This window comes from Maribacter algicola (assembly GCF_003933245.1).
GTDB lineage: Bacteria > Bacteroidota > Bacteroidia > Flavobacteriales > Flavobacteriaceae > Maribacter > Maribacter algicola.
Genome location: NZ_QUSX01000002.1, coordinates 372,172 through 395,105 on the forward strand (window position 1 = coordinate 372,172; position 22,934 = coordinate 395,105).

The following is a 22,934-nucleotide window of genomic DNA, read 5'->3' on the forward strand; positions in this document are numbered from 1 at the left end:
TATCATAGAATTAATTTTAATTTAATGACAAATCCAATTCGTAAACCGTATCGTCAATCATTTTGTCCTTGAACGGACTATACATTTTCGAACTGGATAATATCTCGATCGGGTTTTCTACCGTAAAATCCCTTTTGCCGGTAGCTCCCGTAATTTCTTGAATGGCCCTGGCCAACAATGGCTCGTTAATGTCACCTAAAATTCCTAGATTGCTATAGTCTTCCTTTAAAGGTATATCGGGCATTAATCCATCGGTATAGTCAAAAAAGCCATCTGCGTTTTCATTTCTTCCCAGAAGAGGTTGAATGGCCCATTGATTGTCAGGGTTAATTTTGTTAACCCTAGAAGGAGTATATAAATAGGAATTTTCACGATCGTCGACCAGCGTTGTGGAAAATTCGTTCTTTCCCCTGGTAACATCTCCTATGATAACCACATCGATATAAGGTTCCAAACTATTAATGAGCAATTCACTTGCGGATGCAGAACTTGCCGAGGTAAGTACGTACAGTTTGTTAAGTCCCAAAGGCTCTATGGTATTGCTTCCCACCCTATCCGTAAAATAGACTTCGAGCTGACTTTCCGATAGTTGATCTTGTATTTTTTCGTTATATCGCTTTCTTAGAAATAGATTTTCCGTATTGGTGTCGTAGATCATACTGGCCAATATCCGGGTGGTGTTTACCGATCCACCGGGGTTATAGCGTAAATCCACGATCAGTTCCGTAATACCCAAGTTTTTTAGTCCCAAGATAGCGTTGTAGAGGTCATCGTCATACTCATTGGTAAATTGGTTGTACATAAGATAACCAATTGTTATTCCATTAATCTCAAAGGACTTGGAAATGAAAATCGGATTTTCAGCAAGTGCAGCTTCCTTGGTAAGGCTGACCTCTCTATCACTCTGTACCACATCCCCGTTTGAAAAATCGGCCATGTTCAGCACATAGGTATTATTTTCACCAAATAGCAAATCCGCAAAATTATTGATGGTCAAGGTTGTTCCGTTAACACCCGTAAATAGGTCGCCCCGCTCAATATCCTTGGTTGCTGCATCTGAATTTGGTATTATATAGCGTACGTATCCAAAGACCTCTTCGCTATTGGCTTTTCTAACTAGTCCAAATTCTAGACCATTGCTTCGTGAAATACCTGCCAATGAGTTTGTAAGTTCCCTATAATCTGAATTATAAAAGCTGAACCTGTCCTCAATATAGAGCAATTTATTGTCGAAAAATGCTCCGGGGTCCTCTACGGATTGTAAAAACTCCGTATAACTTTCAGAGTCTGTGAATCTGTTATCGCCTAAATCCGGAACATCTGCTTGCCAAAAGTACCAGAAATTCATGGCCTTCCACATGAAATTCTGAACAGGAACATTGGCACTGGGAAGCGGGTCTACTGTTTTTGGTACCGATAATTCATCATCCTTGGAACAGGACAACAACCCAATAAATATAAATAGGGGTAATAAATTTTTAACTTTCATACTAGATAGAACTAGAAACAGCTTATTTTATTTCTTTCAATACACTTTTGGTGCCCACTTTTAAACCGTTTAATATAAGCGCAGTGTTGCGTTCATCGTAAAGTTTGGAGCTAGAGATAAGATTTGCGGGCATATTTACCTTAAAGCTCCTTTTTGCGCCAACACCTGTAATTTCCTGAATGGCCCTAGCCAATAAGGGTTCGTTGACATCACCCAAGGTTCCTAAATTGGTCACATCTTCTTCCAACTCAATATCCGGAATCAACCCATCCGCATAATCCGAAAAACCGGCGCTATTTTCTACCCTGCTTACTATAGGCTGAAGGGCCCATTGATTTTCAGGATTAATTTGATTTTCGCGTTCCGGATCGTAAAAGTTTCCATTTTCAGGATCGTCCACAAAAGTTATGGAACCTTGGTTTTTTCCTACGGTAGTAGTTCCTATATGCACTACGTTCATGTATGGTTCTAAACCAACCATGACCAATTCACTGGCCGAAGCAGATGCCTCAGTTGCAAGAATGTAGACTGTATTCAGATTTAAGGAATTTAAGGCGGCATTCGAATTCCCATTTTCCGTTCCTGTAGTGGCAACAAAATTGTTATCCAATTCTCCAGGCTCAAATAAAGCTTGGACTTTATCATTGTATCTAGTCCTAAAAATCAAGTCGCTCGTATTGGTACCATAGATTAGACTGGCTAGTATTTGTGCCGTGGTTCCTCTACCTCCGGAATTGTATCGTAAATCTAAAACAAGATCAGTTACATTTTGACCTTTAAAATCGGCAAAAACATTGTTCAGGGCCTCTCCGGAGCCAGGAGTGAAAGAATTGTACATTAAGTACCCAATTCTCTTATCACCAATATTCAGAACCGTATTCACCAATATTGGATCCTCGACCAGACCTTCTTGCTTCGTTAGCGTAACGTCAATTCCATTAGGACTAATGGTGTTATTCTCTATGGATGCCATATTGAGGGTGTAGGTATCGTTTTCCCCAAATAATAAATCTATGTAGTTGTTGACATTAAGCTCCGTTCCATTGACTCCTATGAAATAATCACCTCTTTTTATGTCCGTTGTTGAAGCGTCTGAATCTTTTATCACATATTCCACGAACCCAAAAACATCATCAGAGTCTCCAATCCTGGAAAGTCCAAATTCCAGACCATTACTTTTAGATATTCCGGAAAGAAAATTAGTCAGTTCCTTGTAATCGTCACTATAAAAAGTGAAACGGTCTTCGGTGAAAAGTAACTCGTCCAACAAAAAGTTTTCTGGATCGGGATGGGATGCTAAATATGTTTCGTATTCCAATTGAGTTGCGAATCTGTTATCCGCTAAGACTGGAACATTGGCTTGCCAAAAATAGTAAGCGTTCAATGTCTGCCACATGAAATCCTGTACCTGAATATCAACTTCCTCTTCAACTACTTCTTCTTCAACTATTTCCTCCTGTTCTTCTTCTATGACTGGAGAATCGTCATTTTTATTACAGGATTCTGTAAGTATGCCAATAAAAATTAAAAATAAAATGTATTTTTTCATAACAGTTTTTTTAAAAGCGCTACAATTACTATACCAAGGAAAGTCAAGTAAAGGAAAAGCACAAAAGCAATTTTTAATATCAGTCTAAAGCCCCTAAATTTACTTACATAGGCGGAAAAAAAAAACTTATTGTAACAAAAATCGTTGAATATCGTCTTCCATATAGAAAGCCTTAGCAAGGTATTTTGAACAACGAAACCAAAAATGAAACAAGCTGAATTTTTAAATGTGGTAATGCCCTTTAAGGATAAGTTGTACCGATTGGCAAAGCGCCTATTGGTATCCAGTGAAGAGGCCGAAGATGCCACTCAGGAAATTTTGCTGAAGTTATGGACCAAGAAAAAGGCGATGGAATCTTACAATAATGTAGAAGCATTCGCAATGACCATGACCAAGAATTTTTGTCTTGACAGATTAAAGTCGAAACAGGCAAGCAACTTGAAACTGGTGCATAGCAATTACGGGGAAGAAGGAAGTTCATCCCTTCAAAGGCAGGTAGAGGCTAGGGACAGTCTCAGTTGGGTTGAAAAGATAATGGATGAATTGCCGGAGCAGCAAAAAATGGTACTCCAACTGAGGGATGTAGAGCAATATGAATTTGAAGAAATAGAGGAACTTTTAGGGATGAAACCAACAGCCGTGCGCGTCGCTCTATCAAGGGCAAGAAAAACAGTTAGGGAGAAATTAATACAAAAACATAGTTATGGAATTGGATAAAATAGAAAAATTAGTAGAAAGGTATTTCGAGGCCACCACTACCGTAGTCGAAGAAGAAATCCTAAGGGAATACTTTTCAAGGGAAGATATACCGGTACATTTAGAACAATATGCTCCCATGTTCCAATATTTTACCGTTGCCAAGGAGGAACGTTATACAAAAAAACTTGCGTTAACCCGGAAACCCAAAGGCATGGTACGTAACCTTTACAAATGGGCATCCGTGGCGGCAGTGGCAGTTTTTTTCATAGGGTTCTACTTTTATAATCCAAGTTCAAAACCTGCATCCTTGGCAGATGAATACACCCCAGAGGAAATTGCCTCTGCACAGGAAGCTTTGTCCCTACTGGCCATTAACTTTAATAAGGGAACGGAACAACTCTACCATTTGGAAGAGTTTCAAAAGAATACCAATAAATTTTTAACAAAAGAGTAGTAATAATTAAAATGAAGTTTTTAAACGAGTTAGCTTAAACATTAACAATTAGAATAGAATGATAAATCAAAAAAATATGAAAAAGCTATTATTTATAGGTAGCTTGGCATTAGCACCCTATTTTTCCTCGGCCCAGGATATATTCGACAAATACGAGGACAATGACAAGGTAACCTTCGTGGCCATGCAACCCAAAATGTTCCAAATGCTTGGAAAAATGAGCGTAAACTCAGATGATCCAGAAGCCAAGGAATTCTTCGAATTGGTAAACTCCATAACGAGTTTTAAGGTAATTACTACAGATGACGCTGCAATTTCAAAGGATGTGGATAGCTGGGTGGCCAACAGATTAAAAAGCTCCTCATTTGAGGAACTGATGCGCGTACGGGACGGGGACAGTAATGTCAAGTTCTATGTTAAGGAAGGAAAGGATGATGACCATGTAAAGGAATTATTAATGTTCGTTACAGGTATGAAGGACATAGATATCAATGGCAAAAAACTGGAAACCGTATTGCTTTCCCTTACAGGGGACATCAATTTGAAATCGGTTTCAAAACTTACAGATAAAATGGACTTACCGGGTGGAGACCAATTGGGCAAGGCCAGCAAAAAGAGTAATTAATATCAATCATAAACAATCATAAAACAACAGTCATGAGAAAATTAACAGTAGTATTATTAGTAGCCATTTTACCGTTATTAGGATTTTCACAGTCTATTTTCGACAAATACGAGAATATGGACCATGTAGGTTCGGTAATCGTAAACAAGGGAATGATAGATTTGGTTTCCAAAATTGGAGCATTGGATGACGACGATGAAGCAAGGGAATTTATTGAGGTCGCTAAAGGACTTCAAGGAGTAAAGGTGTTTATGACCGAGGATGAAGGCGTTTCCCTCGATATGTCAAAAACCGTTAAGCAATATTTGAAAAGTTCAAAATTGGAAGAATTGATGCGGGTAAAGGACAAGGACGTTAACGTTAAGTTCTACGTTAAAAACGGTAAGAACGAAAACCATGTAACGGAATTGCTAATGTTCGTTTCCGGAATGGAGAACGTTGAGATTGGACACAACGGGCGAAAGCTGGAAACAGTCTTGGTAAGCCTTACAGGCGATATCGATTTGGACAAAATTGGTTCCCTTACCAATAAAATGGACCTTCCCAAAGATTTGAACAAGGCGGGTGGCAGAAAATAATTTCGGTAAATAAAACTAGTAGAAGGTGGACTTTTTAGTTCGCCTTTTCCCAGTTTCATGTAAATCAATTTAATCTAATAAAATCGATAGTTTTGAAACAATTTAGAAATACCATACTGATACTTCTGGTAACAATCGTTACCAGTTGTTCCTCCACACAGAGCTTGCAGGAGTATTATATCGATAATACGGAAAATCCAAATTTTCTACATTTGGATGTGCCAACCAGCATTTTGAAGTTGGACGAGGCGGATTTGACGGAATCTCAAAAGACAGCTTTATCCTCCTTAAAAAAATTGAATATTCTGGCCTTCAAAAAGACCAATGAAAATACGCCACAGTATATTGCTGAGAAGCAACAGGTAAAGGCCATTCTCTCAAACAGCATTTATACGGAGTTGATGAAGATGAATACCGAATTTGGTAGGGCCACTGTCAAGTATCTAGGTGATGATAATGCCATTGACGAGGTAATCATTTATGGTGACAATGATGAAAAGGGATTTGCACTAATTCGGGTTTTGGGCAATGATATGAATCCAGCCCATTTTGTTCAGCTTTTGCAAGCGGTTCAAAAGTCGGATTACAAAGGTGAGGGACTTGGTGCCCTTGGAGATTTTCTAAAAGGATAAAGGTATCTTTTTATGGAACAAAGTCCCGTCTAGGCTAGGCCTAGACGGGACTTTTCATTTTTAATCCATTGCTTTCCAATAAATTAATTGTGACCTTCTGCGTATATTGGGGTCATAATAGTAGTAGAATATTAACCGTTAAACCAGTATACTAGTATGGAAAATTTATCAATGGAAGCTATTATGGGTTATGTAGAGACCTATGCAGTTCCAATTCTCACCGCAATCTTAACGTTCATTATTGGATCTTGGATAATTAAACGAATAATAAAGGCGCTAAGTAAGGTAATGGCCAAAGGAACTTATGATGAATCTCTCCAGAAGTTTCTAATGAATTTAGTCTCCTGGGCACTGAAAATATTTTTAATTCTTTTAGTTATTTCCCAGTTGGGAGTAGATGTTACTACGTTTGCAGCAGTAATTGCAGCCGCCGGTTTGGCCGTTGGTCTTGCCTTACAGGGCTCCTTGTCAAATTTCGCGGGAGGTGTGCTTATCATGATTTTTAAGCCCTACAAGATTGGTGATCTGATCGAGGCCCAAGGTGTGTTGGGTTCCGTGAAGGAAATTGAAATATTTACTACTAAACTGATAACCCCTCAAAATAAGCTGGCAATTGTTCCCAATGGAGCCATGGCCAATGGCAATATAATAAATTATACCGCCGAGGGTAAAATGCGCGTTGACACCGTTGTTGGGGTTGACTATGGTTCCGATATTAAAAAGACCAAGGAGGTTTTGTTGGAAATGTTGAAAGCTAATCCAAAGGTTTTGGATGAACCCGCACCTTCTGTTAATGTGGAGGAATTGGCGGATAGCTCCGTAAATCTCGCCGTTAGGCCCTATTGCAAACCAGAAGATTATTGGGATGTGTATTTTGCTACTATCGAAGGAACCAAGGAAGCGCTAGATAAAGCCGGAATCGAAATTCCATATCCGCACGAAGTGCAGATCAACAAATAACAAAAAAAGGGCCGATTAAATCGGCCCTTTTTTATATTCCGGTATAATTACTTGGGGTAATTTGCTTTAATTCTGATTTAATTTCAGAAGAAACATCCAAGGTATCAATGAAAGAGGCAATGGATGCCTGATTGATCTTTTCATTGGTTCTTGTCAGTCCTTTTAATGCCTCATAGGGATTTGGATACCCTTCCCTTCTTAAAATGGTCTGTATGGCCTCAGCAACAACGGCCCAATTGTTTTCAAGGTCCTGCTCGAATTTCTCCTTGTTCAGTAGTAATTTATTAAGACCTTTTAGAGTGGAAAGAAAAGCTATTATTGTATGCGCAAACGGTACACCCACGTTCCTTAGAACCGTACTATCGGTCAAATCGCGTTGCAATCTGGAAACGGGCAGTTTTGCCGATAAGTGTTCAAACAAGGCATTTGCAATTCCTAGATTGCCTTCGGAGTTCTCGAAATCTATTGGGTTTACTTTATGGGGCATAGCGGAGGAGCCTACTTCCCCGGCCTTTATTTTTTGTTTGAAATAATCCATGGAAACATAGGTCCAAAAATCACGGTCCAAATCAAGGATAATGTTGTTGATTCGTTTTAGGGTGTCGAACAAAGCCGCCATATGGTCGTAGTGCTCGATCTGGGTAGTGGGGAAAGAATGATGAAGGCCTAATTTTTCCTGAACGAATTTTTCTCCAAATGCCTTCCAGTCTATGCTTGGATAGGCAACTTTGTGTGCGTTGTAATTTCCAGTAGCACCACCAAATTTAGCGGCACTTGGTATATCGTTCAAGAGGTTGAACTGTTCCTTCAAGCGTACCGCAAAGACCTTTATTTCCTTGCCCAAACGGGTTGGGGAAGCGGGTTGACCGTGTGTCCTGGCCAACATAGGCACATCTGCCCATTCTTCGGATAGGTCTTCCAACTTTTTTAGAACATTTAGATATTCTGGGACGTAGATATCGTTTATGGCCTCTTTGATAGAAAGTGGAATTGCGGTGTTGTTTATGTCCTGTGAGGTAAGACCAAAGTGAATAAACTCCTTATATTCAGAAATACCAAGTTTATCAAAGGCCTTTTTTATGAAATATTCCACTGCTTTGACGTCATGGTTGGTGGTTTTTTCAATTTCCTTTATTTCCAACGCATCTTGCTCATCAAAATTCAGATAAATATTCCGAAGTACCGTAAACTTTGATGTAACGAACGATGCGAGCTGTGGCAACGGAATTTCACATAACGCGATAAAATACTCAATTTCAACCCTGACCCTATATTTGATCAAAGCTTCCTCAGAAAAATAAGGAGCCAGATTTTCTACTTTTTTACGGTATCTGCCATCAATAGGAGAGATGGCATTCAGAGCATTAAAAGCCATAATGTGTTTGTTAAATGAAAATGGCAAAGATATCGAATAGTACTAGAGTTTAAAACTGTTCTTTCATCTAAAATTCGCTAATTCGTTCTCCTTGAACTTTTAGGCTTTGCGGATTCTATTTAAGTTTTTTAAGTACCATTCTGGCCCTTGCCTTATAGGCTGCACTCCCATTGGAATAATTTTGTTCCAGAACCATTTTTAATTCTGGATGAATCCAACCATATTCGGTGCCCAATAAATACAGACTTGTCATAGAATAGGCTTTTGCGGCCACTTTGTGTTCTCCAATGAGCCAATCGAAACATGAAGAGGTGATTTTTTCAATGTGAGCTTCTGTAATTTGCTGTCTTACAATTATTTCTTTCTTAGAGAAATAACTTTCCATTAAAAGTTCACAGACCTTGGCAACCGGTCGTACGGACGAATCCAGTTCAACTTTACCTATGACTTCCGTAAATGAATCGAGATATGGAAGGATAATGTTCAATTGTTTTCGGGCAACAGCATCTAAAATCCAAGCGGCCTTGGAAGATACAGGGTCTTTTGTTAGCTTTATGATTTCCAATAAGGTCGGTATTAATTTGGGGTTCATTTGAACCTTTTTGGCCATTTCTGTTCGTTTGTCGCGGGAATGGTCCACATTGTTTAAGGATACATAAAGCTCTTGCCTGTTCATGATGCTTAAAACTAATAATTAGATTACTCAAATGGAATGCGCATAGCAAATTTTTGTACTTATCAGGAATATTATGGCCAAATTGCATTTGACTTATTAAAACTACAAATTGATGAAAATTTTTAAAAAAATATTGATAGGGCTATTGGTGGTTTTCATAGCCATTCAATTCTACAGACCGCAGAAGAATGTTTCGACGGAAAACGATACCGCTTCCTTTATGCAAGAAACGAACCCTCCCGAAGAAGTACGTACCATACTTAAAACTACCTGTTTTGACTGCCATAGCAACAATACGGTGTATCCATGGTACAACAATATCGCTCCTGTCTCTTTTTGGTTGGCAAATCATATTGAGGAAGGAAAATCCGAGTTGAATTTTTCCGAATGGGCAACGTATTCGGATAAAAAAAAGGATCATAAGCTAGAGGAGCTTTATGAAGAAACCGAAAAGAGGGCGATGCCACTAAAGGAATACACCTGGACCCACGAGGAGGCAAGACTTACACAGGCCCAAATTGATGCTGTAGTAAAATGGGCCAAGGACACTAGGTCACTTTATGAATTAGGGAATCAACCAAAGTAGGAACACCTTCTACGGCTGTTTTAGGGATTACCCTGAGATTTTCAATGCTACCCTCTTGAATGGAAGGTCTAGGGTCAATAAAATAAATGGGAGTGCCATCTTTGATAAAATTGATGAGGCTAGCTGCAGGATATACTTGCATGGATGTTCCAATAATAATTAAAATATCGGCGTTTTGTGTAATGTTGATGGCCGTGTTCAACATGGGAACCGCTTCGCCGAACCAAACAATGTGGGGTCTTAGCTGGTATCCATCTTCGCAAACATCTCCAAGTAAAATATCATCCCTGCGCAATTCAATATTGGACTCGTTACCTACACTCCTCGCCTTTAAAAGTTCTCCATGTAAATGCAATACTTGCGCGCTTCCGGCCCTTTCATGCAGGTCGTCCACGTTCTGGGTTACAATTTGTACGTGGTAATGCCGTTCTAATTTTACCAATGCCCTATGGGCGTCATTGGGGTCTACGGTCAATAATTGTCTTCTGCGCTGATTATAAAATTCCAAAACCAGTTCAGGGTTTCTCTCAAATGCCTGCGGGGTCGCCACTTCCATCACATCATGTCCCTCCCACAATCCATCCGCATCCCTAAAGGTTTTTAGTCCACTTTCGGCACTCATTCCGGCACCCGTCAAAACCACAACGTTCTTCATAAACTCGCTTTGTTTCAAAAATATAGATTTTATTATCTTGGTTACATGGTAGATATGGAACTTTTGAACTATTTGGAAAATTTTATTTCCGAGGAAAGAAGGGAGCGATTTATATCGATTTTAGAAAGCCGAACGAACTTTATCACTGTCGCAATCGAAGATGTTTATCAAATGCACAATACCAGTGCCGTAATTCGCAGTTGTGAATCTTTTGGGGTTCAGAAAGCACACCTTATAGAAGGTAGATTTGGTAAGCGTTTGGATAAAAAAATTGCCATGGGGGCACAGCAATGGGTCGATTTACATAGGTATTCCTCCTCTTCAGAAGCCATTTCCACCTTAAGAAAACAAGGGTATAAAATTGTAGCGACCAGTCCACATGCAGATAGTTCACTTTTGACCGATTTTCAAATGGATTCACCTATTGCACTGTTCTTTGGTACCGAAAAGGAAGGTCTAAGTAAGGAGGTCATGGATAAAGCCGATATGTTCTTGAAAATACCCATGGTAGGTTTTACCGAAAGTCTTAATATTTCGGTTTCGGCCGCGATAATTCTACAAGATTTGACAACTAAGCTTAGGAACAGCAATTCGCCTTGGCGGTTGTCCGAAGAAGAAATTCTTGAAAAACGATTGGATTGGACCAAAAAATCAATAAAGAGTATCGAGGAAATTCTGATAAGATTTAACCTTCAAAAATAGATTTTATACGAAATTAGAATGGCAACCAACTAAATGAATAACAAATGACTACTGTAATTTATATCCTAGCAGCCATAATTGTCCTGATTATCCTTTTTGCGGTAATTGCACCCAAAACTTATGATGTTTCAAGAAGTATTGAAATCAATTGTTCTAATGAAAAAGTTTGGCCCTATCTAAAATTTCTGGAAAAGCAACGGGAATGGTCACCATGGTCCAAAAAAGACCCAGGTATGGATACCAAACTTACCGGAACCGATGGGGAAGTTGGGGCCATTAGTTATTGGAACGGAAACAAGGAAGTAGGGGAGGGCGAACAGGAAATTACCAAGATAGTGGAAGGAGAAAGAGCAGAAGGACAGCTCCGTTTTTTAAAGCCCATGAAATCGGTGTCCGATTGTTATCTAGTACTTGAAGAAAAATCACCAAAGGCTAGTAGAGTAACATGGGGTTTTAAAGGTAAAAGTGCATTTCCATTTAGTATTATGATGTTGTTCTTGAGTATGGACAAGATGGTGGGAAAGGATTTCGAAGAGGGTTTACAGACATTAAAGTCTAAAATGGAGAGCTAATTTTATTTTAGACATAAAAAATTGAAGCTTCGGCCCTTGCCCAGAAACGTATAGGCAAAATAGTGGTCCCAATTCCTTTTGATACATACATGGGAATATCACCAGTTTTGTACCATCCCTTTAGGTACCTTCCGCTTCCACCAGGTTTATAAAGCTCCCTTCCAAAAAATGTGATCTGACCGCCATGGGTATGTCCGGATAGGATACATTTTATATTGATTTTAAATGAGTTGTTTAGCCGTGCTATAGTATCACTGTATTGAGGGCAATGGTTTAAAACTATGGTGTCTGTATTTTTATCATCAATGGTTGATATGGTATGGACAAAGTCCGCATTACCACCTATGAAATCATCGATTCCCAAAAAGTGTAAAGTTCTATTTCCCTTCCTTATCCCAAAACTTTCATTGATTAACAGCACCCCGTTATGTTTAGCTATAACTTGTCTAAACGCATCCAAAGGTATACGGCCACTATATTCCTTGTTACCGTAGATGAAGATTTTTAGTACAGAATCATCGAACTGGTTTAAATATTCATCCAACAGGTCCAAACGTGTTTTTCTCGTAATGGTGTCTCCCGTAAATAAAATGGCATCTGGTTTAAGTTTATCAACTTTTTCCGCTATGGAGGTAAGACCGTAATGTAAACCTCTTAGATGTAAATCTGAAAGTTGTACCAATTTGATTTTTTCTTCATGGCCATTTGAAAGGTCAAATTCCGTCCAGTGAATGATATATTTTTCAAACCAGAACGCATCTAGGGCAATTAGACCACTTAAACCCAATATTGAATTAAATAGCCTCTTAAAAAATGTCCTTCGTTTCATTAAAATCCTTCTTCTAACCTTTCTGATAGGACACTTATTCCCGCAATTCCAAGAGGGAAATATCGTAATCGTTGTCCAATACAACCTTACCGTTTTCTACGGTTACCTCGGTTTGGGAGTAGGCATCGAACAGTTTTGTACCATCCCCAAAAAAACCTTTCACCCAAATGGATTTTTCACCGTCTGGCAAGTCCAGGGCAATGACCACCTTATCCTTTACATCCCCGTTCATATAGGTTCTTCCAAAGGTGTAGGGTGATTTGGACAATCTGCGATGTCTACCGGCGCCAACCGCCAAGTGTTCCCTTCTAAATTTCCCAAGTTTTCTCCAATGGTCCAAAATATCTTTGGTCGACTCCTTATCCAAATCTTCCCAGTTCATAAAGGAACGCAACGTGGCATCACCTTGGGTACTGTCTATGACCAAACTCCTGGCCGTTTCATCACCGTAATAAATTTGGGAAGCCCCTGGAGTAAGCAAGAGTACATTGGCCGCTCTTTTAGGTTCCTTTCTATCCTTGTCAAATGGACTTCCGTCGTCATGGGAGGTTAGATAGTTAAGCGCGCTTTTACCCTTTAATTTAGTTCTCAATAGTCTACTGTATTTTGAAAAAATAGAGTCATATTCCTTGGAGGCATCATTCTTTAACTCAAAATTGATAAGGCTTTTGAAACCATGGTCGAAATAGTCCACTTTTTTGTCGCCAAAATCATACTCTCTTCCGCCTGAAATACCATAGCCATAGACCTCGCCCACCATGTAGAAAGGGTTATCGTCCAAAACGGCATCGGGGTGCTTTCGTTTCCAGGTTTCAAAGGCATAGGATGCCTCCCTATATAATTCTGTCCATACATTCTCGTTCACATGTTTCACGGTATCTACCCTAAAACCATCTATACCAAGTTCGTGGACGTAATCGGTCAGCCATTTTATGATATAAAATCTTGGGGACCTGGGATAACCCGTTCTTTCAAAAAACAATTGGAGCTCGTCCAGCTCAGTGCTCAATCGTCCTTCCTTTTTCCATTTGGCCAAAAGATGGTCCGGTAATTCCACGGATTCATCAGAAAGTGTTCTTACATCCGGTAAATTGTTGACCAAAGTACAATTGGTAGTGTTTTCATAATTCGTAAACTCACAGGTAGGTTCCCTAATAACCCATTCATCCGGCCATGCGGGATCCTCTTCCGTAATAGGCCCGGTGTGGTTGACCACTACATCCATTAAAACCCGTATACCATGGTCGTGCGCTTTTTTTACCAAATCTGCCAAATCCTGTTTTGTTCCAAAATTGGAATCCAGGGCCGTCCAATCCTTGGCCCAATACCCATGGTAGCCATAGGTATTTCCTGTACCTTCATCCGTATCGCCATGAATTTGTTCCACAACCGGGGTAAACCATATGGCGTTTACGCCCAGTTCATCAAAATACCCTTCCTCTATTTTTTCCGATATACCTTGAATGTCCCCACCCATGAATCCCCTGAGCTTTCCGGTAGGATTGTCCCTATTGAAATTCACGTCGTTATCTGGATTTGCATTGTTGAAACGATCGGTCAACAAGAAATAAATATTGGCCCCTTCCCAGGCAAAAGGAAGGTCTTTGTTTAAAACACTGTCCTTTTTAATTATGGGTTCCTTTGCAACTTCTTTTCGATCTAGCTTGCATGAGAGACCAAAGAACAACAAAAAAAGAAGGATAATACTGGAATATTTCATGTGCATTTTACGTTTGGTTAAAGCTATAAAATGCAGATGGAAGGCTAAAATTTATTTTTTCCTATTTAGGACCTTGAATTCCTCGTAACAACTACTAATGGCATCCAAGATCTGGAGATCGTTGGCGGTGGTAATGAAGGATTGCGAATAATTGCAATTGTTTAGGATGTCTTGGATATCCATTTTTTCGAGTTGAAGCAGTTCTACCAGGGTTTCCCTATCAAACTTGGAGGCCAACAGGTCCCTGATCCTATCATCCTCCTTCATCTGCCTTAATTTTCGCATCTGATTGGGCCTCTTGCCGAAAAGGTTTCTGAGTAAATCAGCCGGATTTAAAATGGCGCCCAGAACTTTGGTTACCGCACTGGGATTTTTATTTCCACCCTCGTATCCTACCGATAGACCGGATATACTGTACTGATAAGCATTATTTATGGGAAGATTTTTAACATCGATTTCCAAATAGCCGGTAAGCTGATATGGCCTAACGATAACCTCCTCTAGGGCATAGGCCAACTCCGTAAGGGCAATCTCCGTGTTCTCAAATTTGAACATATCGTTCGTTACCCTAATTTTTTGGGATTTAAAACCAAGGTAGGAAAAAAACAGGGTGTCATTTACAGCTGCGGTAATGGAGAATTCACCTTTCTCATTGGTAATGGTTCCCACCACCTGATTCAGGTTGACAACGTGTACGCTCTCCATAGGAAGATTTGATTGCGCGTTTTTAACGATGGCTTTTATAGTGCTGGTTTCAGTGCCCTCTTGGGCTAAACCAATCAGGCTAAAAAAACAAAATAGTCCTATAAAAAAAATGCGCATAAAACTGTCTCTTCAAATATGAAAGGTACAAACAAAATAAAAAAATACGCCGAAGCGTATTTTTTAATATACAATTAACTAAAAGAAATCACCTTTTCTTTTTTTACTTCTTCGCTTTCCGGAGTTAGGACTACTGGAACTTCCTCGATCTCTTCCTTTGCCTCGGCCTTTGTCGTCGCCCCTGAAACTATTTTTTCTTTTTCCCTTGTCTTTTCCTCCCTTACTTCGACGGTTGCCGCCGCCACCGCCGGGGTTTTTGGAAACTTCAACATTCACAAAACGGCCATCGACCTTAAATTCGGTAAAAGTGCTAAGAATTTGTTCGGTAACCGCCGCTTCCGTATTAAAGAACGAAAAACTTTCCTTTACATCTACTTTATAAACATCTTCCTTTCCTAGGCCAACCGTATCACGGATGAAGTCCTTTAGGGACATCCAGTCATAACCATCTTTCTCCCCAACGTTGATAAAATAGCGAACCGAACCATTACCATTATCCGAGTAGGAGACCCTACCATCATCATTGGACCTTTCGGAGGATGAATTTAAATCTTTGGTTTTATTATAGTAATTGAAAAACCTGGTGAATTCTACGGAAACAATTTTTTTGATAAGGTCTTCACGATCTATACCTTTTAAAACATCATTGATAGCCGGTAAATAGCTGTCAATCTCAGGGTTTATTTTCGTATCCTTTATTTTATTGGCAAGGTGATATAATTGTATCTCACAGATTTCTATACCTGTAGGAATATTTTTCTGAATAAAATCCTGTTTTATCTTATTTTCAATGGCCTTAATTTTGCGTAGCTCGCTACGTGTAATGATGACCATGGATATTCCCGATTTTCCAGCTCTGCCCGTCCTGCCACTTCTATGGGTATAGGTCTCTATTTCATCTGGCAACTGGTAGTTGATGACGTGGGTAATATCATCCACGTCGATTCCCCTGGCGGCCACATCGGTGGCGACCAACATTTGGATCTGTTTTTTTCTAAAGGCGTTCATGACCAAATCTCGCTGATTTTGGCTTAGGTCCCCATGCAAAGCACCGGCGTTGTACCCATCCTCAATCAATTTTTCGGCCACTTTTTGTGTATCCCTTTTGGTTCTGCAGAAAACTACGGAAAATATGTCCGGATTGGTATCAGCCAATCTTTTTAGCGCAGGATATCGATCCCTACCGCTTACGACGTAATATTCGTGCTGCACGGTGGTCGCCCCAGAGTTTTTTGTGCCTACCGTTATTTCCTGTGGGGAATGCATAAACTTTTTGGCGATTATAGCAACCTCCTTAGGCATGGTTGCAGAGAACAGCCAGGTAGATTTATCGTTGGGTGTATTTGAAAGAATGTCCTGAATATCTTCAAAAAAGCCCATGTTGAGCATTTCATCTGCCTCGTCCAGAATGCAATAATCGATTTTTGTAATATCTACAAGACCCCTGCTGATCATGTCCTTCATCCTACCTGGGGTGGCCACTACAATTTGGGCCCCTCTTTTGATCTGTCTGGCCTGTTCCGTAATACTGGCACCACCGTAGATGGCAACTACGCTTATATTACGTTCATACTTGGAATAGAGTTGCAGTTCGTTGGTAATCTGCAAGCAAAGTTCCCTTGTAGGGGAGAGGATCAACCCTTGGGTCGTACGGCTGTTTCCGTCAATTTTTTGAATAAGGGGAAATCCAAAAGCGGCGGTTTTTCCAGTACCTGTTTGGGCCAAGGCTACCAGGTCCGTATCACTTTCCAATAAAATGGGGATTGCTTTTTCCTGTACTTCGGATGGGGTCTCAAAACCCAAATCCGCGACAGCATCCAATAAGGACTTATCGAGTCCTAATGCTTCAAATTTTGTCATAATGTGTTATATACTTAATCGCAAATAAGAATGCTGCTTAGAGGGATTATCCTATATAACCTATTTAGACTCGGCGCAACACATGCTATACTAGCGGCGTTATTTAAAGCGGCAAAGGTACTGCTAATTAATGAGATGGTATAATAAATCTTTTTCCCATTTTAAGGTGCTAGACTATATCCGTAAATTGATAGCATAATGCCAATGATACCGGTAACTATCATACAAATGATGAAGGACTTTTGTAGCAGTGGATTGTCATAAATAATAATACAGACGGCACCCAATACGATACTTATTTGAAAGAAAAGCATGCCAAGATCGAATTTTTTGGTAGCAAAATCATACTCCTCCGCAAGCGCTTCCCATTCGTTAATGCCAACAATCTTCCCCATTTCCCCGTCCATGTCTTGGGCCCAGGCATCTTTGGGAATGTTTGAAGATCCTAATAAGATTTCCGTTTTTTCTGATTCATACTTTTTTATTTGGTTTTGTACGTTTGTTATTTTGGCCAGTATGTTGCCCATATTTTCCTGTTGTACAATGCCTGTTTCTTTCAAGGCCTGTAAATAGTCCAACTCACTCTCCTTAAGACTTTCCTTGATGCTTTTGGACTGGTACCAGCTGGAGTAGTTCACAACTTTGTTATGGGCTATCATCATTTCCTCTTCCAGTTCTCCATTTATCATTTGGGATATGGCCATTAGAGCCGCAAAAAAAGCAATTAGGACACCTCCAATGGCTTCTGCCCTTTCAGAAGCCACAGAAACTTCAACGGTATCTGTATTTTTTTTAGTTTGTAGCATGGTGTGTGTTTAAATGGGTTATTAGTTTGGAAAAGGCCTTGCCCCTGTGGCCTATTTCGTTCTTTATTTCCAATGGAAGTTCTGCAAACGTTTCCTTATATCCATTTGGTCTAAATATGGGGTCGTAGCCAAAACCTTGGCTTCCTTGTTTGGTATCTATTATTTCCCCTTCAACGGATCCTTCAAAAAAAAGGGTTTTCCCATCCAAATTCAATGCAATTACGGTGGTGAAGCAAGCGGAGCGATTTACTTTGCCCTTGAGGTTTCTTAACAACTTGTCCATGTTGGCATTGGCATCATTTTCTTCACCCGCATATCTTGCGGAATAGACGCCAGGTTCACCATTCAATGCGTGTACGAATAACCCTGTATCGTCTGCAAAGCAGGATATGTTATATTTATTATATATGTAATCCGTCTTTAGTTTTGCATTGCCCTCCAAGGTTTTTGCAGTTTCGGGAATGGCTTCGGTAATACCCAAATCGTTTAGTGAAACCAATTCTATGCCACTAGGTAGTAATTGTTGTACCTCTCTTACTTTGTTTTGGTTGTGCGTGGCAAATACAAGTTTCATTTTAGAACTATTTAATCATCTGAACTATGGGGCAATGAGCGTCAAAAATAGTAATTTTATACAATGGAGTTAAAAGTGCCCCCTGTACTGGTTTTTTTGAGTTTTGCGATTGTGATGTATCTGGTAAGTGTGTTTTTACCAGTGGGTTTTTTTAATTTCTTCGGACGTTTTATTTTGGCAAAGATACTACTGTTGTGCGCCGGGCTCATAGGTTTGGTTTCCCTCTTCCAGTTTTTTAGGAATAAGACCACTGTAGACCCCATGAATCCTGAAAAAGTAAACCAACTTGTGACCTCCGGACTTTATAAATATTCCAGAAACCCAATGTACTTGGCCTTATTGATGGTTTTGCTCGCTTTGGGACTTTATCTGGGTAATGCCTTCAATACCCTTGTCGCCGCCGGTTTCGTTGGGTATATGAATCGGTTTCAGATCATCCCTGAAGAAAGGATTCTCCTGGCACGGTTTGGAAAGGACTTTAAGTCATATCAAATTGCTACACGAAGGTGGTTCTAATGAGGCCAGTTGATTATTGGAATAATTAACATCCAAAAATATTATCTATTTAGCTTATAAATTAATATATTAGCTTTTTAAATAATACATTATGATAGCGATAATCACTGGAGATATCATAAACTCGGAAGGGCATCATTCTTCTGAATGGGTCGATATCTTAAAAGGATACTTTGCGCGTTTTGGTCCCTCGCCCATGAACTGGGAAATTTATAGGGGGGACGAGTTTCAATTAAAGGTGACGAAGGATAACGCCTTATTAACGGCTATTAGCATAAAGGCACTCATAAAATCCGTTAAGGATTTGGATGTGCGAATGGGAATTGGAATAGGTCTGGAAACGTATATAGGTTCCGGGGTAAGTGAATCCAACGGTCCGGCCTATCAGCGTTCGGGGCGTAAATTGGAATCCATCAAAGATGGAAAGGTGAATCTCAGTATCGCCACTGGAAATGAATTTTATGACCGCACCCTAAATTTGATGCTCCAATTGTCTTTGGATTTTATGGATGATTGGAGTGTAGTATCGGCAGAGATTATGGCACTGGTCTTGGATAACCAAACGGCATCCCAAAAGGAAATAGCTAAAAAACTGGGCATAAAACAATCTGCGGTTAGCCAAAGATTAAAAAGAGCCCGATTGCATTTGGTTCTGGACTTGTTGGAATATTATCAAAAGGTAATAAAGGAAATTTGACCATGCAGTTATTCGTAAAATTGTTATTGGTACATTTTATAGGAGATTTTATGCTGCAACCTACCAAGTGGGTCATTCATAAAGAAGCCAACAAAGCAGGCTCCAAATACCTGTATCTTCATGTACTTGTTCATTTTGGTTTATATATGCTCGTGCTTTGGGATATACAAAAGTGGTGGCTTGCCCTTATTTTATCCATTAGTCATCTTTTTATCGACATGGCCAAACTTTATGTAAACCCACTGTTCAAAAACAAAAGCATCCCATTTTTCCTAGATCAAGTTTTGCACTTGGTGGCCATATATATTTGTGTGTATTACCCACAACTGTATGAACACACCTTAAGCCTGTTTGCTGGGTTGGATTGGCCACTTGTTTTGGCTATCGTATTTGTAACCTCCCCATCGGCAATAATAATGGGCAAGCTCTTGGAAGGTATGTCAACCCAAATAAATACGGACCATAAGTCGCTTCCAAATGCCGGTAAATACATTGGAATTATAGAAAGATTGTTCGTTTTGACCTTTATAATAATAGGGAGGTGGGAAGCTATTGGCCTTTTGATTACGGCAAAATCCGTCTTCAGATTCAATGACCTCAAGGAAAGCAATAGTAGAAAACTGACGGAGTATATTTTAATTGGAACCTTGGTAAGCTTTGGACTGGCTATTTTGACGGGGTTATTATACACAAGCTATACTTAATTTGAAATGAAAAACTTCCTCCTACTATCTTTTGCTTTTGTCCTTTGTGTTTCAAAGATATCCGTACAAACCAACATTTTCAAATCCTTTGACGGAACCCAAATTAGTTACACCGATGAAGGTTTTGGGGAGCCCGTACTTTTATTGCATGGATTTTTAAGCTCTGGAAAATCATGGGACAATACCCAGCTAAAAGAAGACTTGTTATCCAAGGGATATAGGGTTATTATTCCCGATTTAAGAGGGTGCGGGCAATCAGATAAGCCCCAAGATGAATCCTCCTATCAAAATAATGCAGAGGTGAAAGATATAAAATTACTGATGAGCCATCTAAACGCTAAAAAGTATAATGCCGTTGGCTATTCAAGGGGCAGTATTGTTTTGGCGGAACTCCTTACGGAAGATACAAGAATCAAAAAGGCGGTATTAGGCGGAATGGGTATCGATTTTACAAATCCAAACTGGGCTAGGAGATTGGCTTTTGCCAATGCCTTTAACGGAGAAGTTTCTGAAATAACCCAAGGAGCGGTAGACTATGCAAAATCGATAGATGCCGATTTTAGATCTCTCCATCTACAACAAAAATATCAACCTGTTACCTCCAAAGAAGAACTGCGTAAAGTACAGGTGAAAATTTTGGTTGTCGCTGGGGATAGGGATTTGGACAACGGAAATCCAGAAGCGCTGAGCAATGTGTTCAAAAGATCCAAATTCGCGATTGTGCCTGGAGATCACAATAGTTCCTGGAAAACACGGGAATTTTCAGATGAAATACTCAAGTTTTTATAATTGTGCCAGTCCGGCATACAAAGAGGTGTTTTTATAATTAATTCAATCCAGCTTCTTTTTGTTTAAATTTTCATCGGGCTATACAAACGTCCGATTTAATTTTTACTTTTGCCACTTGATTTTGAATACTTCTTTATAGCTTATTAAGCTTCTCAAAATGGTTGCATCAGGTAGAAAATATGTTTTTGATTTTGACAGTACCTTAACGAGGGTCGAGGCACTGGACGTCCTTGCGGAAATGACCCTGGAAGGTAAATCCAATAGGGAAGAAATTGTTAGCGAGATTCAACGGATTACCAATTTGGGAATTGACGGGGATATTTCCTTTACGGAGTCCTTGGAACGTCGTTTGCAGTTATTGGATGCTAACAAGGACGACCTTGAAAGACTTGTGGCCGAGTTGCGGCAAAAAATTTCCAAGTCCATAGCGGCCAACAAGGAGTTTTTTGAAAATTATGCCGAGGATATCTATGTGATTTCCTGCGGCTTCAAGGAGTTTATAGATCCCATAGTAAAGGAGTACAATATCCCATCGAATAGGGTGTATGCGAATACCTTCAAGTTTGATGAGAATGGAAATATTGTTGGGTTTGATGAGAAAAATGTACTCTCACAACACAACGGAAAAATAGAATGCCTTAAACAAATGGACTTGGACGGTGAAGTCCAGGTCATTGGTGATGGCTATAGTGATTACGTAATGCGGGAAGCTGGCATTGCACATAAATTTTTCGCGTACACGGAAAACGTGCACCGAGAAAAAGCGGCAATGAATGCGGACCACGTTGCACCTAACTTAGATGAATTTTTATTCGTGAACGATTTGCCAAGAAATATCTCATACCCAAAGAACAGAATTAAGATCCTTTTATTGGAAAATGTGCATACCAATGCTTTCGATAGCCTTTCCAGCGAAGGATTTTCGGTGGAACTGTTAAAACATAGCCTATCGGAGGAAGAACTTATGGAGAAAATTAAGGATGTCCATGTATTGGGTATCCGATCAAAGACCCAGGTTACACAAAAGGTATTGGACGCCGCCGAAAAGTTATTGGTCGTAGGTGCATTCTGTATCGGTACTACTCAAATAGACTTGGAGTATGCCAAGAAAAAGGGTGTCGTAGTTTTTAATGCCCCTTATAGTAATACACGGTCTGTGGTAGAATTGGCCATTGGAGAAATTATTATGCTAATGCGCAGTGTTTTTGCCCGAAGTGCGGAGCTTCACAACGGACAATGGCAAAAAACCGCTGCGGGATCCAGGGAGGTTCGTGGCAAGAACCTAGGTATTGTTGGTTACGGTAATATTGGTAAACAGCTCTCCGTTTTGGCGGAAGCCATGGGGATGAAAGTCTATTATTATGACGTAAACGATCAATTGGCCCTAGGTAATGCGATAAAGTGTAGCACCTTGGAAGATTTGTTGAACGTTTCCGATGTAATCACACTTCACGTAGATGATAACAAGGCCAACAAAAATTTCATTGGGGAACGTGAAATCAACCAGATGAAGAAAGGGGCCATGCTTATAAATCTTTCTAGAGGTTTTGTGGTGGATATCGATGCTTTGGCGGACGGACTTGAAAGTGGTAAAATTGGAGGTGCTGCAGTGGATGTATACCCTGAAGAACCCAGTAGTAATGGTGACTTTAAAACCAGACTTCAAGGCTTTCCAAATGTCATTTTAACCCCTCATGTTGGGGGTAGTACGGAAGAGGCGCAAAGGGATATTGCAGACTTTGTACCCAACAAGATTATGGACTACATCAATTCTGGGAATACTGTTGATGCAGTGAACTTTCCAAATATTAGACTTCCTAAACAAAATAAAGCCCATAGATTTCTGCATATCCATAAGAATGTTCCTGGTATTATGGCCAAGATTAATAAAGTATTGGCCAAGTACGAGCTCAACATTTCCAGTCAATACCTTTCTACGGATAGTGAAGTGGGATATGTGATTACTGATTTGGATAAGGAATACAACAAGGATGTCATCAAGGCTTTGAAAAAGGTAGAAAATACTATTAAGTTCAGGGTTCTTTATTAAGTTTTTGTTTTTAGA

General features: G+C 39.8%; 25 protein-coding genes. 14 read left to right on the forward strand and 11 right to left on the reverse strand.

The annotated features are described in order from the left end of the window. Positions 1-16: 16 nt before the first annotated feature. Together DZC72_RS10805 and DZC72_RS10810 are read right to left on the reverse strand one after the other, a co-directional pair. The gene (locus DZC72_RS10805) at positions 17-1,489 is read right to left on the reverse strand and encodes a S41 family peptidase (RefSeq protein WP_125222944.1); all 1,473 of its coding nucleotides are present in this window, start codon (positions 1,487-1,489) and stop codon (positions 17-19) included. Positions 1,490-1,511: 22 nt separating this feature from the next. Further along, positions 1,512-3,038, reverse strand: a complete 1,527-nt coding sequence (locus DZC72_RS10810) for a S41 family peptidase (RefSeq protein ID WP_125222945.1) — start codon at positions 3,036-3,038, stop codon at positions 1,512-1,514. 204 nt (positions 3,039-3,242) lie between these two features. On the opposite strand from DZC72_RS10810, the gene DZC72_RS10815 reads away from it, so the two are divergent. The 6 genes from DZC72_RS10815 to DZC72_RS10840 all read left to right on the forward strand — a co-directional run bounded on the left by DZC72_RS10815 (position 3,243) and on the right by DZC72_RS10840 (position 6,986). After that, positions 3,243-3,755 (forward strand): RNA polymerase sigma factor, encoded by a 513-nt coding sequence (locus DZC72_RS10815; RefSeq protein WP_125222946.1) that lies wholly within the window; start codon positions 3,243-3,245, stop codon positions 3,753-3,755. Then, positions 3,742-4,191: a hypothetical protein gene (locus tag DZC72_RS10820; RefSeq protein ID WP_125222947.1), complete on the forward strand. Its 450-nt coding sequence runs from the start codon at positions 3,742-3,744 to the stop codon at positions 4,189-4,191. The genes DZC72_RS10815 and DZC72_RS10820 overlap by 14 nt, the downstream gene beginning before the upstream one ends. Positions 4,192-4,267: 76 nt before the next feature. After that, positions 4,268-4,816 (forward strand): DUF4252 domain-containing protein, encoded by a 549-nt coding sequence (locus tag DZC72_RS10825; protein WP_125222948.1) that lies wholly within the window; start codon positions 4,268-4,270, stop codon positions 4,814-4,816. 32 nt (positions 4,817-4,848) lie between these two features. Continuing rightward, a complete protein-coding gene (locus DZC72_RS10830) occupies positions 4,849-5,394 on the forward strand; it encodes a DUF4252 domain-containing protein (protein WP_125222949.1) in 546 nt (181 codons plus the stop codon). 92 nt (positions 5,395-5,486) lie between these two features. Then, a complete protein-coding gene (locus tag DZC72_RS10835) occupies positions 5,487-6,026 on the forward strand; it encodes a DUF4252 domain-containing protein (protein WP_125222950.1) in 540 nt (179 codons plus the stop codon). A 156-nt stretch (positions 6,027-6,182) separates the two neighbouring features. Beyond that, a complete protein-coding gene (locus DZC72_RS10840; protein ID WP_125222951.1) occupies positions 6,183-6,986 on the forward strand; it encodes a mechanosensitive ion channel family protein in 804 nt (267 codons plus the stop codon). A gap of 31 nt (positions 6,987-7,017) precedes the next feature. Here DZC72_RS10840 and purB read toward each other — a convergent pair whose 3' ends face one another. Both purB and DZC72_RS10850 read right to left on the reverse strand, forming a co-directional pair. Beyond that, positions 7,018-8,361 carry an adenylosuccinate lyase gene (purB, locus tag DZC72_RS10845; RefSeq protein ID WP_125222952.1) on the reverse strand — a complete coding sequence of 448 codons (1,344 nt, stop codon included), beginning with the start codon at positions 8,359-8,361 and terminating at the stop codon, positions 7,018-7,020. 115 nt (positions 8,362-8,476) lie between these two features. Continuing rightward, positions 8,477-9,037, reverse strand: a complete 561-nt coding sequence (locus DZC72_RS10850) for an adenylosuccinate lyase (protein WP_125222953.1) — start codon at positions 9,035-9,037, stop codon at positions 8,477-8,479. A 112-nt stretch (positions 9,038-9,149) separates the two neighbouring features. Between DZC72_RS10850 and DZC72_RS10855 the strand changes: the two genes are divergently transcribed. After that, positions 9,150-9,623 (forward strand): heme-binding domain-containing protein, encoded by a 474-nt coding sequence (locus DZC72_RS10855; RefSeq protein ID WP_125222954.1) that lies wholly within the window; start codon positions 9,150-9,152, stop codon positions 9,621-9,623. On the opposite strand, the gene DZC72_RS10860 is transcribed toward DZC72_RS10855, so the two are convergent. Further along, positions 9,586-10,278, reverse strand: coding sequence for an SIR2 family NAD-dependent protein deacylase (locus tag DZC72_RS10860; RefSeq protein ID WP_125222955.1), 693 nt, complete (start codon positions 10,276-10,278; stop codon positions 9,586-9,588). The genes DZC72_RS10855 and DZC72_RS10860 overlap by 38 nt on opposite strands. Positions 10,279-10,323: 45 nt before the next feature. Here DZC72_RS10860 and DZC72_RS10865 point away from each other — a divergent pair, with 45 nt between their 5' ends. Both DZC72_RS10865 and DZC72_RS10870 read left to right on the forward strand, forming a co-directional pair. Continuing rightward, a complete protein-coding gene (locus DZC72_RS10865; protein ID WP_125222956.1) occupies positions 10,324-10,980 on the forward strand; it encodes a TrmH family RNA methyltransferase in 657 nt (218 codons plus the stop codon). Positions 10,981-11,024: 44 nt separating this feature from the next. Then, the gene (locus tag DZC72_RS10870; RefSeq protein ID WP_125222957.1) at positions 11,025-11,552 is read left to right on the forward strand and encodes an SRPBCC family protein; all 528 of its coding nucleotides are present in this window, start codon (positions 11,025-11,027) and stop codon (positions 11,550-11,552) included. Between the two features lie 7 nt (positions 11,553-11,559). Here DZC72_RS10870 and DZC72_RS10875 read toward each other — a convergent pair whose 3' ends face one another. From DZC72_RS10875 to DZC72_RS10900, 6 genes are all read right to left on the reverse strand, one after another. Further along, positions 11,560-12,381 (reverse strand): metallophosphoesterase, encoded by an 822-nt coding sequence (locus DZC72_RS10875; protein ID WP_125222958.1) that lies wholly within the window; start codon positions 12,379-12,381, stop codon positions 11,560-11,562. Positions 12,382-12,415: 34 nt separating this feature from the next. Then, positions 12,416-14,101 carry an alpha-amylase family glycosyl hydrolase gene (locus tag DZC72_RS10880; RefSeq protein ID WP_125222959.1) on the reverse strand — a complete coding sequence of 562 codons (1,686 nt, stop codon included), beginning with the start codon at positions 14,099-14,101 and terminating at the stop codon, positions 12,416-12,418. 51 nt (positions 14,102-14,152) lie between these two features. Further along, entirely contained in the window at positions 14,153-14,923 is a 771-nt protein-coding gene (locus tag DZC72_RS10885; RefSeq protein ID WP_125222960.1) for a carboxypeptidase-like regulatory domain-containing protein, read from the reverse strand. 78 nt (positions 14,924-15,001) lie between these two features. After that, the gene (locus tag DZC72_RS10890) at positions 15,002-16,783 is read right to left on the reverse strand and encodes a DEAD/DEAH box helicase (RefSeq protein WP_125222961.1); all 1,782 of its coding nucleotides are present in this window, start codon (positions 16,781-16,783) and stop codon (positions 15,002-15,004) included. Between the two features lie 161 nt (positions 16,784-16,944). Beyond that, positions 16,945-17,589: a DUF4337 domain-containing protein gene (locus DZC72_RS10895; RefSeq protein WP_125222962.1), complete on the reverse strand. Its 645-nt coding sequence runs from the start codon at positions 17,587-17,589 to the stop codon at positions 16,945-16,947. Further along, positions 17,576-18,163 (reverse strand): non-canonical purine NTP diphosphatase, encoded by a 588-nt coding sequence (locus DZC72_RS10900; RefSeq protein WP_125222963.1) that lies wholly within the window; start codon positions 18,161-18,163, stop codon positions 17,576-17,578. Before DZC72_RS10900 ends, DZC72_RS10895 begins: the two co-directional genes overlap by 14 nt. 174 nt (positions 18,164-18,337) lie before the next feature. On the opposite strand from DZC72_RS10900, the gene DZC72_RS10905 reads away from it, so the two are divergent. The 5 genes from DZC72_RS10905 (at position 18,338) to serA (ending at position 22,919) form a co-directional block, all read left to right on the forward strand. Then, a complete protein-coding gene (locus DZC72_RS10905; protein WP_317127137.1) occupies positions 18,338-18,679 on the forward strand; it encodes a methyltransferase family protein in 342 nt (113 codons plus the stop codon). Positions 18,680-18,770: 91 nt separating this feature from the next. Beyond that, entirely contained in the window at positions 18,771-19,376 is a 606-nt protein-coding gene (locus DZC72_RS10910) for a SatD family protein (protein ID WP_125222965.1), read from the forward strand. Between the two features lie 2 nt (positions 19,377-19,378). Then, on the forward strand, positions 19,379-20,080 hold the full coding sequence (locus tag DZC72_RS10915; RefSeq protein WP_125222966.1) for a DUF3307 domain-containing protein: 702 nt from the start codon (positions 19,379-19,381) through the stop codon (positions 20,078-20,080). A 6-nt stretch (positions 20,081-20,086) separates the two neighbouring features. Further along, positions 20,087-20,869: an alpha/beta fold hydrolase gene (locus DZC72_RS10920; protein WP_125222967.1), complete on the forward strand. Its 783-nt coding sequence runs from the start codon at positions 20,087-20,089 to the stop codon at positions 20,867-20,869. 157 nt (positions 20,870-21,026) lie between these two features. Beyond that, positions 21,027-22,919, forward strand: coding sequence for a phosphoglycerate dehydrogenase (gene serA, locus DZC72_RS10925; protein WP_125222968.1), 1,893 nt, complete (start codon positions 21,027-21,029; stop codon positions 22,917-22,919). Positions 22,920-22,934: the final 15 nt, after the last annotated feature.

Excerpts from the sequence above, each read along its gene's own strand:
- purB (WP_125222952.1), bottom strand. The coding sequence starts at position 8,361 with ATGGCTTTTAATGCTCTGAATGCCATCTCTCCTATTGATGGCAGATAC.
- DZC72_RS10840 (WP_125222951.1), top strand. The coding sequence starts at position 6,183 with ATGGAAAATTTATCAATGGAAGCTATTATGGGTTATGTAGAGACCTAT.
- DZC72_RS10885 (WP_125222960.1), bottom strand. The coding sequence starts at position 14,923 with ATGCGCATTTTTTTTATAGGACTATTTTGTTTTTTTAGCCTGATTGGT.
- DZC72_RS10865 (WP_125222956.1), top strand. The coding sequence starts at position 10,324 with ATGGTAGATATGGAACTTTTGAACTATTTGGAAAATTTTATTTCCGAG.
- DZC72_RS10900 (WP_125222963.1), bottom strand. The coding sequence starts at position 18,163 with ATGAAACTTGTATTTGCCACGCACAACCAAAACAAAGTAAGAGAGGTA.
- DZC72_RS10880 (WP_125222959.1), bottom strand. The coding sequence starts at position 14,101 with ATGAAATATTCCAGTATTATCCTTCTTTTTTTGTTGTTCTTTGGTCTC.
- DZC72_RS10810 (WP_125222945.1), bottom strand. The coding sequence starts at position 3,038 with ATGAAAAAATACATTTTATTTTTAATTTTTATTGGCATACTTACAGAA.
- DZC72_RS10870 (WP_125222957.1), top strand. The coding sequence starts at position 11,025 with ATGACTACTGTAATTTATATCCTAGCAGCCATAATTGTCCTGATTATC.
- DZC72_RS10920 (WP_125222967.1), top strand. The coding sequence starts at position 20,087 with ATGAAAAACTTCCTCCTACTATCTTTTGCTTTTGTCCTTTGTGTTTCA.
- DZC72_RS10830 (WP_125222949.1), top strand. The coding sequence starts at position 4,849 with ATGAGAAAATTAACAGTAGTATTATTAGTAGCCATTTTACCGTTATTA.
- DZC72_RS10875 (WP_125222958.1), bottom strand. The coding sequence starts at position 12,381 with ATGAAACGAAGGACATTTTTTAAGAGGCTATTTAATTCAATATTGGGT.
- DZC72_RS10805 (WP_125222944.1), bottom strand. The coding sequence starts at position 1,489 with ATGAAAGTTAAAAATTTATTACCCCTATTTATATTTATTGGGTTGTTG.
- DZC72_RS10890 (WP_125222961.1), bottom strand. The coding sequence starts at position 16,783 with ATGACAAAATTTGAAGCATTAGGACTCGATAAGTCCTTATTGGATGCT.
- DZC72_RS10895 (WP_125222962.1), bottom strand. The coding sequence starts at position 17,589 with ATGCTACAAACTAAAAAAAATACAGATACCGTTGAAGTTTCTGTGGCT.
- DZC72_RS10815 (WP_125222946.1), top strand. The coding sequence starts at position 3,243 with ATGAAACAAGCTGAATTTTTAAATGTGGTAATGCCCTTTAAGGATAAG.
- DZC72_RS10820 (WP_125222947.1), top strand. The coding sequence starts at position 3,742 with ATGGAATTGGATAAAATAGAAAAATTAGTAGAAAGGTATTTCGAGGCC.
- DZC72_RS10850 (WP_125222953.1), bottom strand. The coding sequence starts at position 9,037 with ATGAACAGGCAAGAGCTTTATGTATCCTTAAACAATGTGGACCATTCC.
- DZC72_RS10860 (WP_125222955.1), bottom strand. The coding sequence starts at position 10,278 with ATGAAGAACGTTGTGGTTTTGACGGGTGCCGGAATGAGTGCCGAAAGT.
- DZC72_RS10855 (WP_125222954.1), top strand. The coding sequence starts at position 9,150 with ATGAAAATTTTTAAAAAAATATTGATAGGGCTATTGGTGGTTTTCATA.
- DZC72_RS10825 (WP_125222948.1), top strand. The coding sequence starts at position 4,268 with ATGAAAAAGCTATTATTTATAGGTAGCTTGGCATTAGCACCCTATTTT.
- DZC72_RS10910 (WP_125222965.1), top strand. The coding sequence starts at position 18,771 with ATGATAGCGATAATCACTGGAGATATCATAAACTCGGAAGGGCATCAT.
- DZC72_RS10915 (WP_125222966.1), top strand. The coding sequence starts at position 19,379 with ATGCAGTTATTCGTAAAATTGTTATTGGTACATTTTATAGGAGATTTT.
- serA (WP_125222968.1), top strand. The coding sequence starts at position 21,027 with ATGGTTGCATCAGGTAGAAAATATGTTTTTGATTTTGACAGTACCTTA.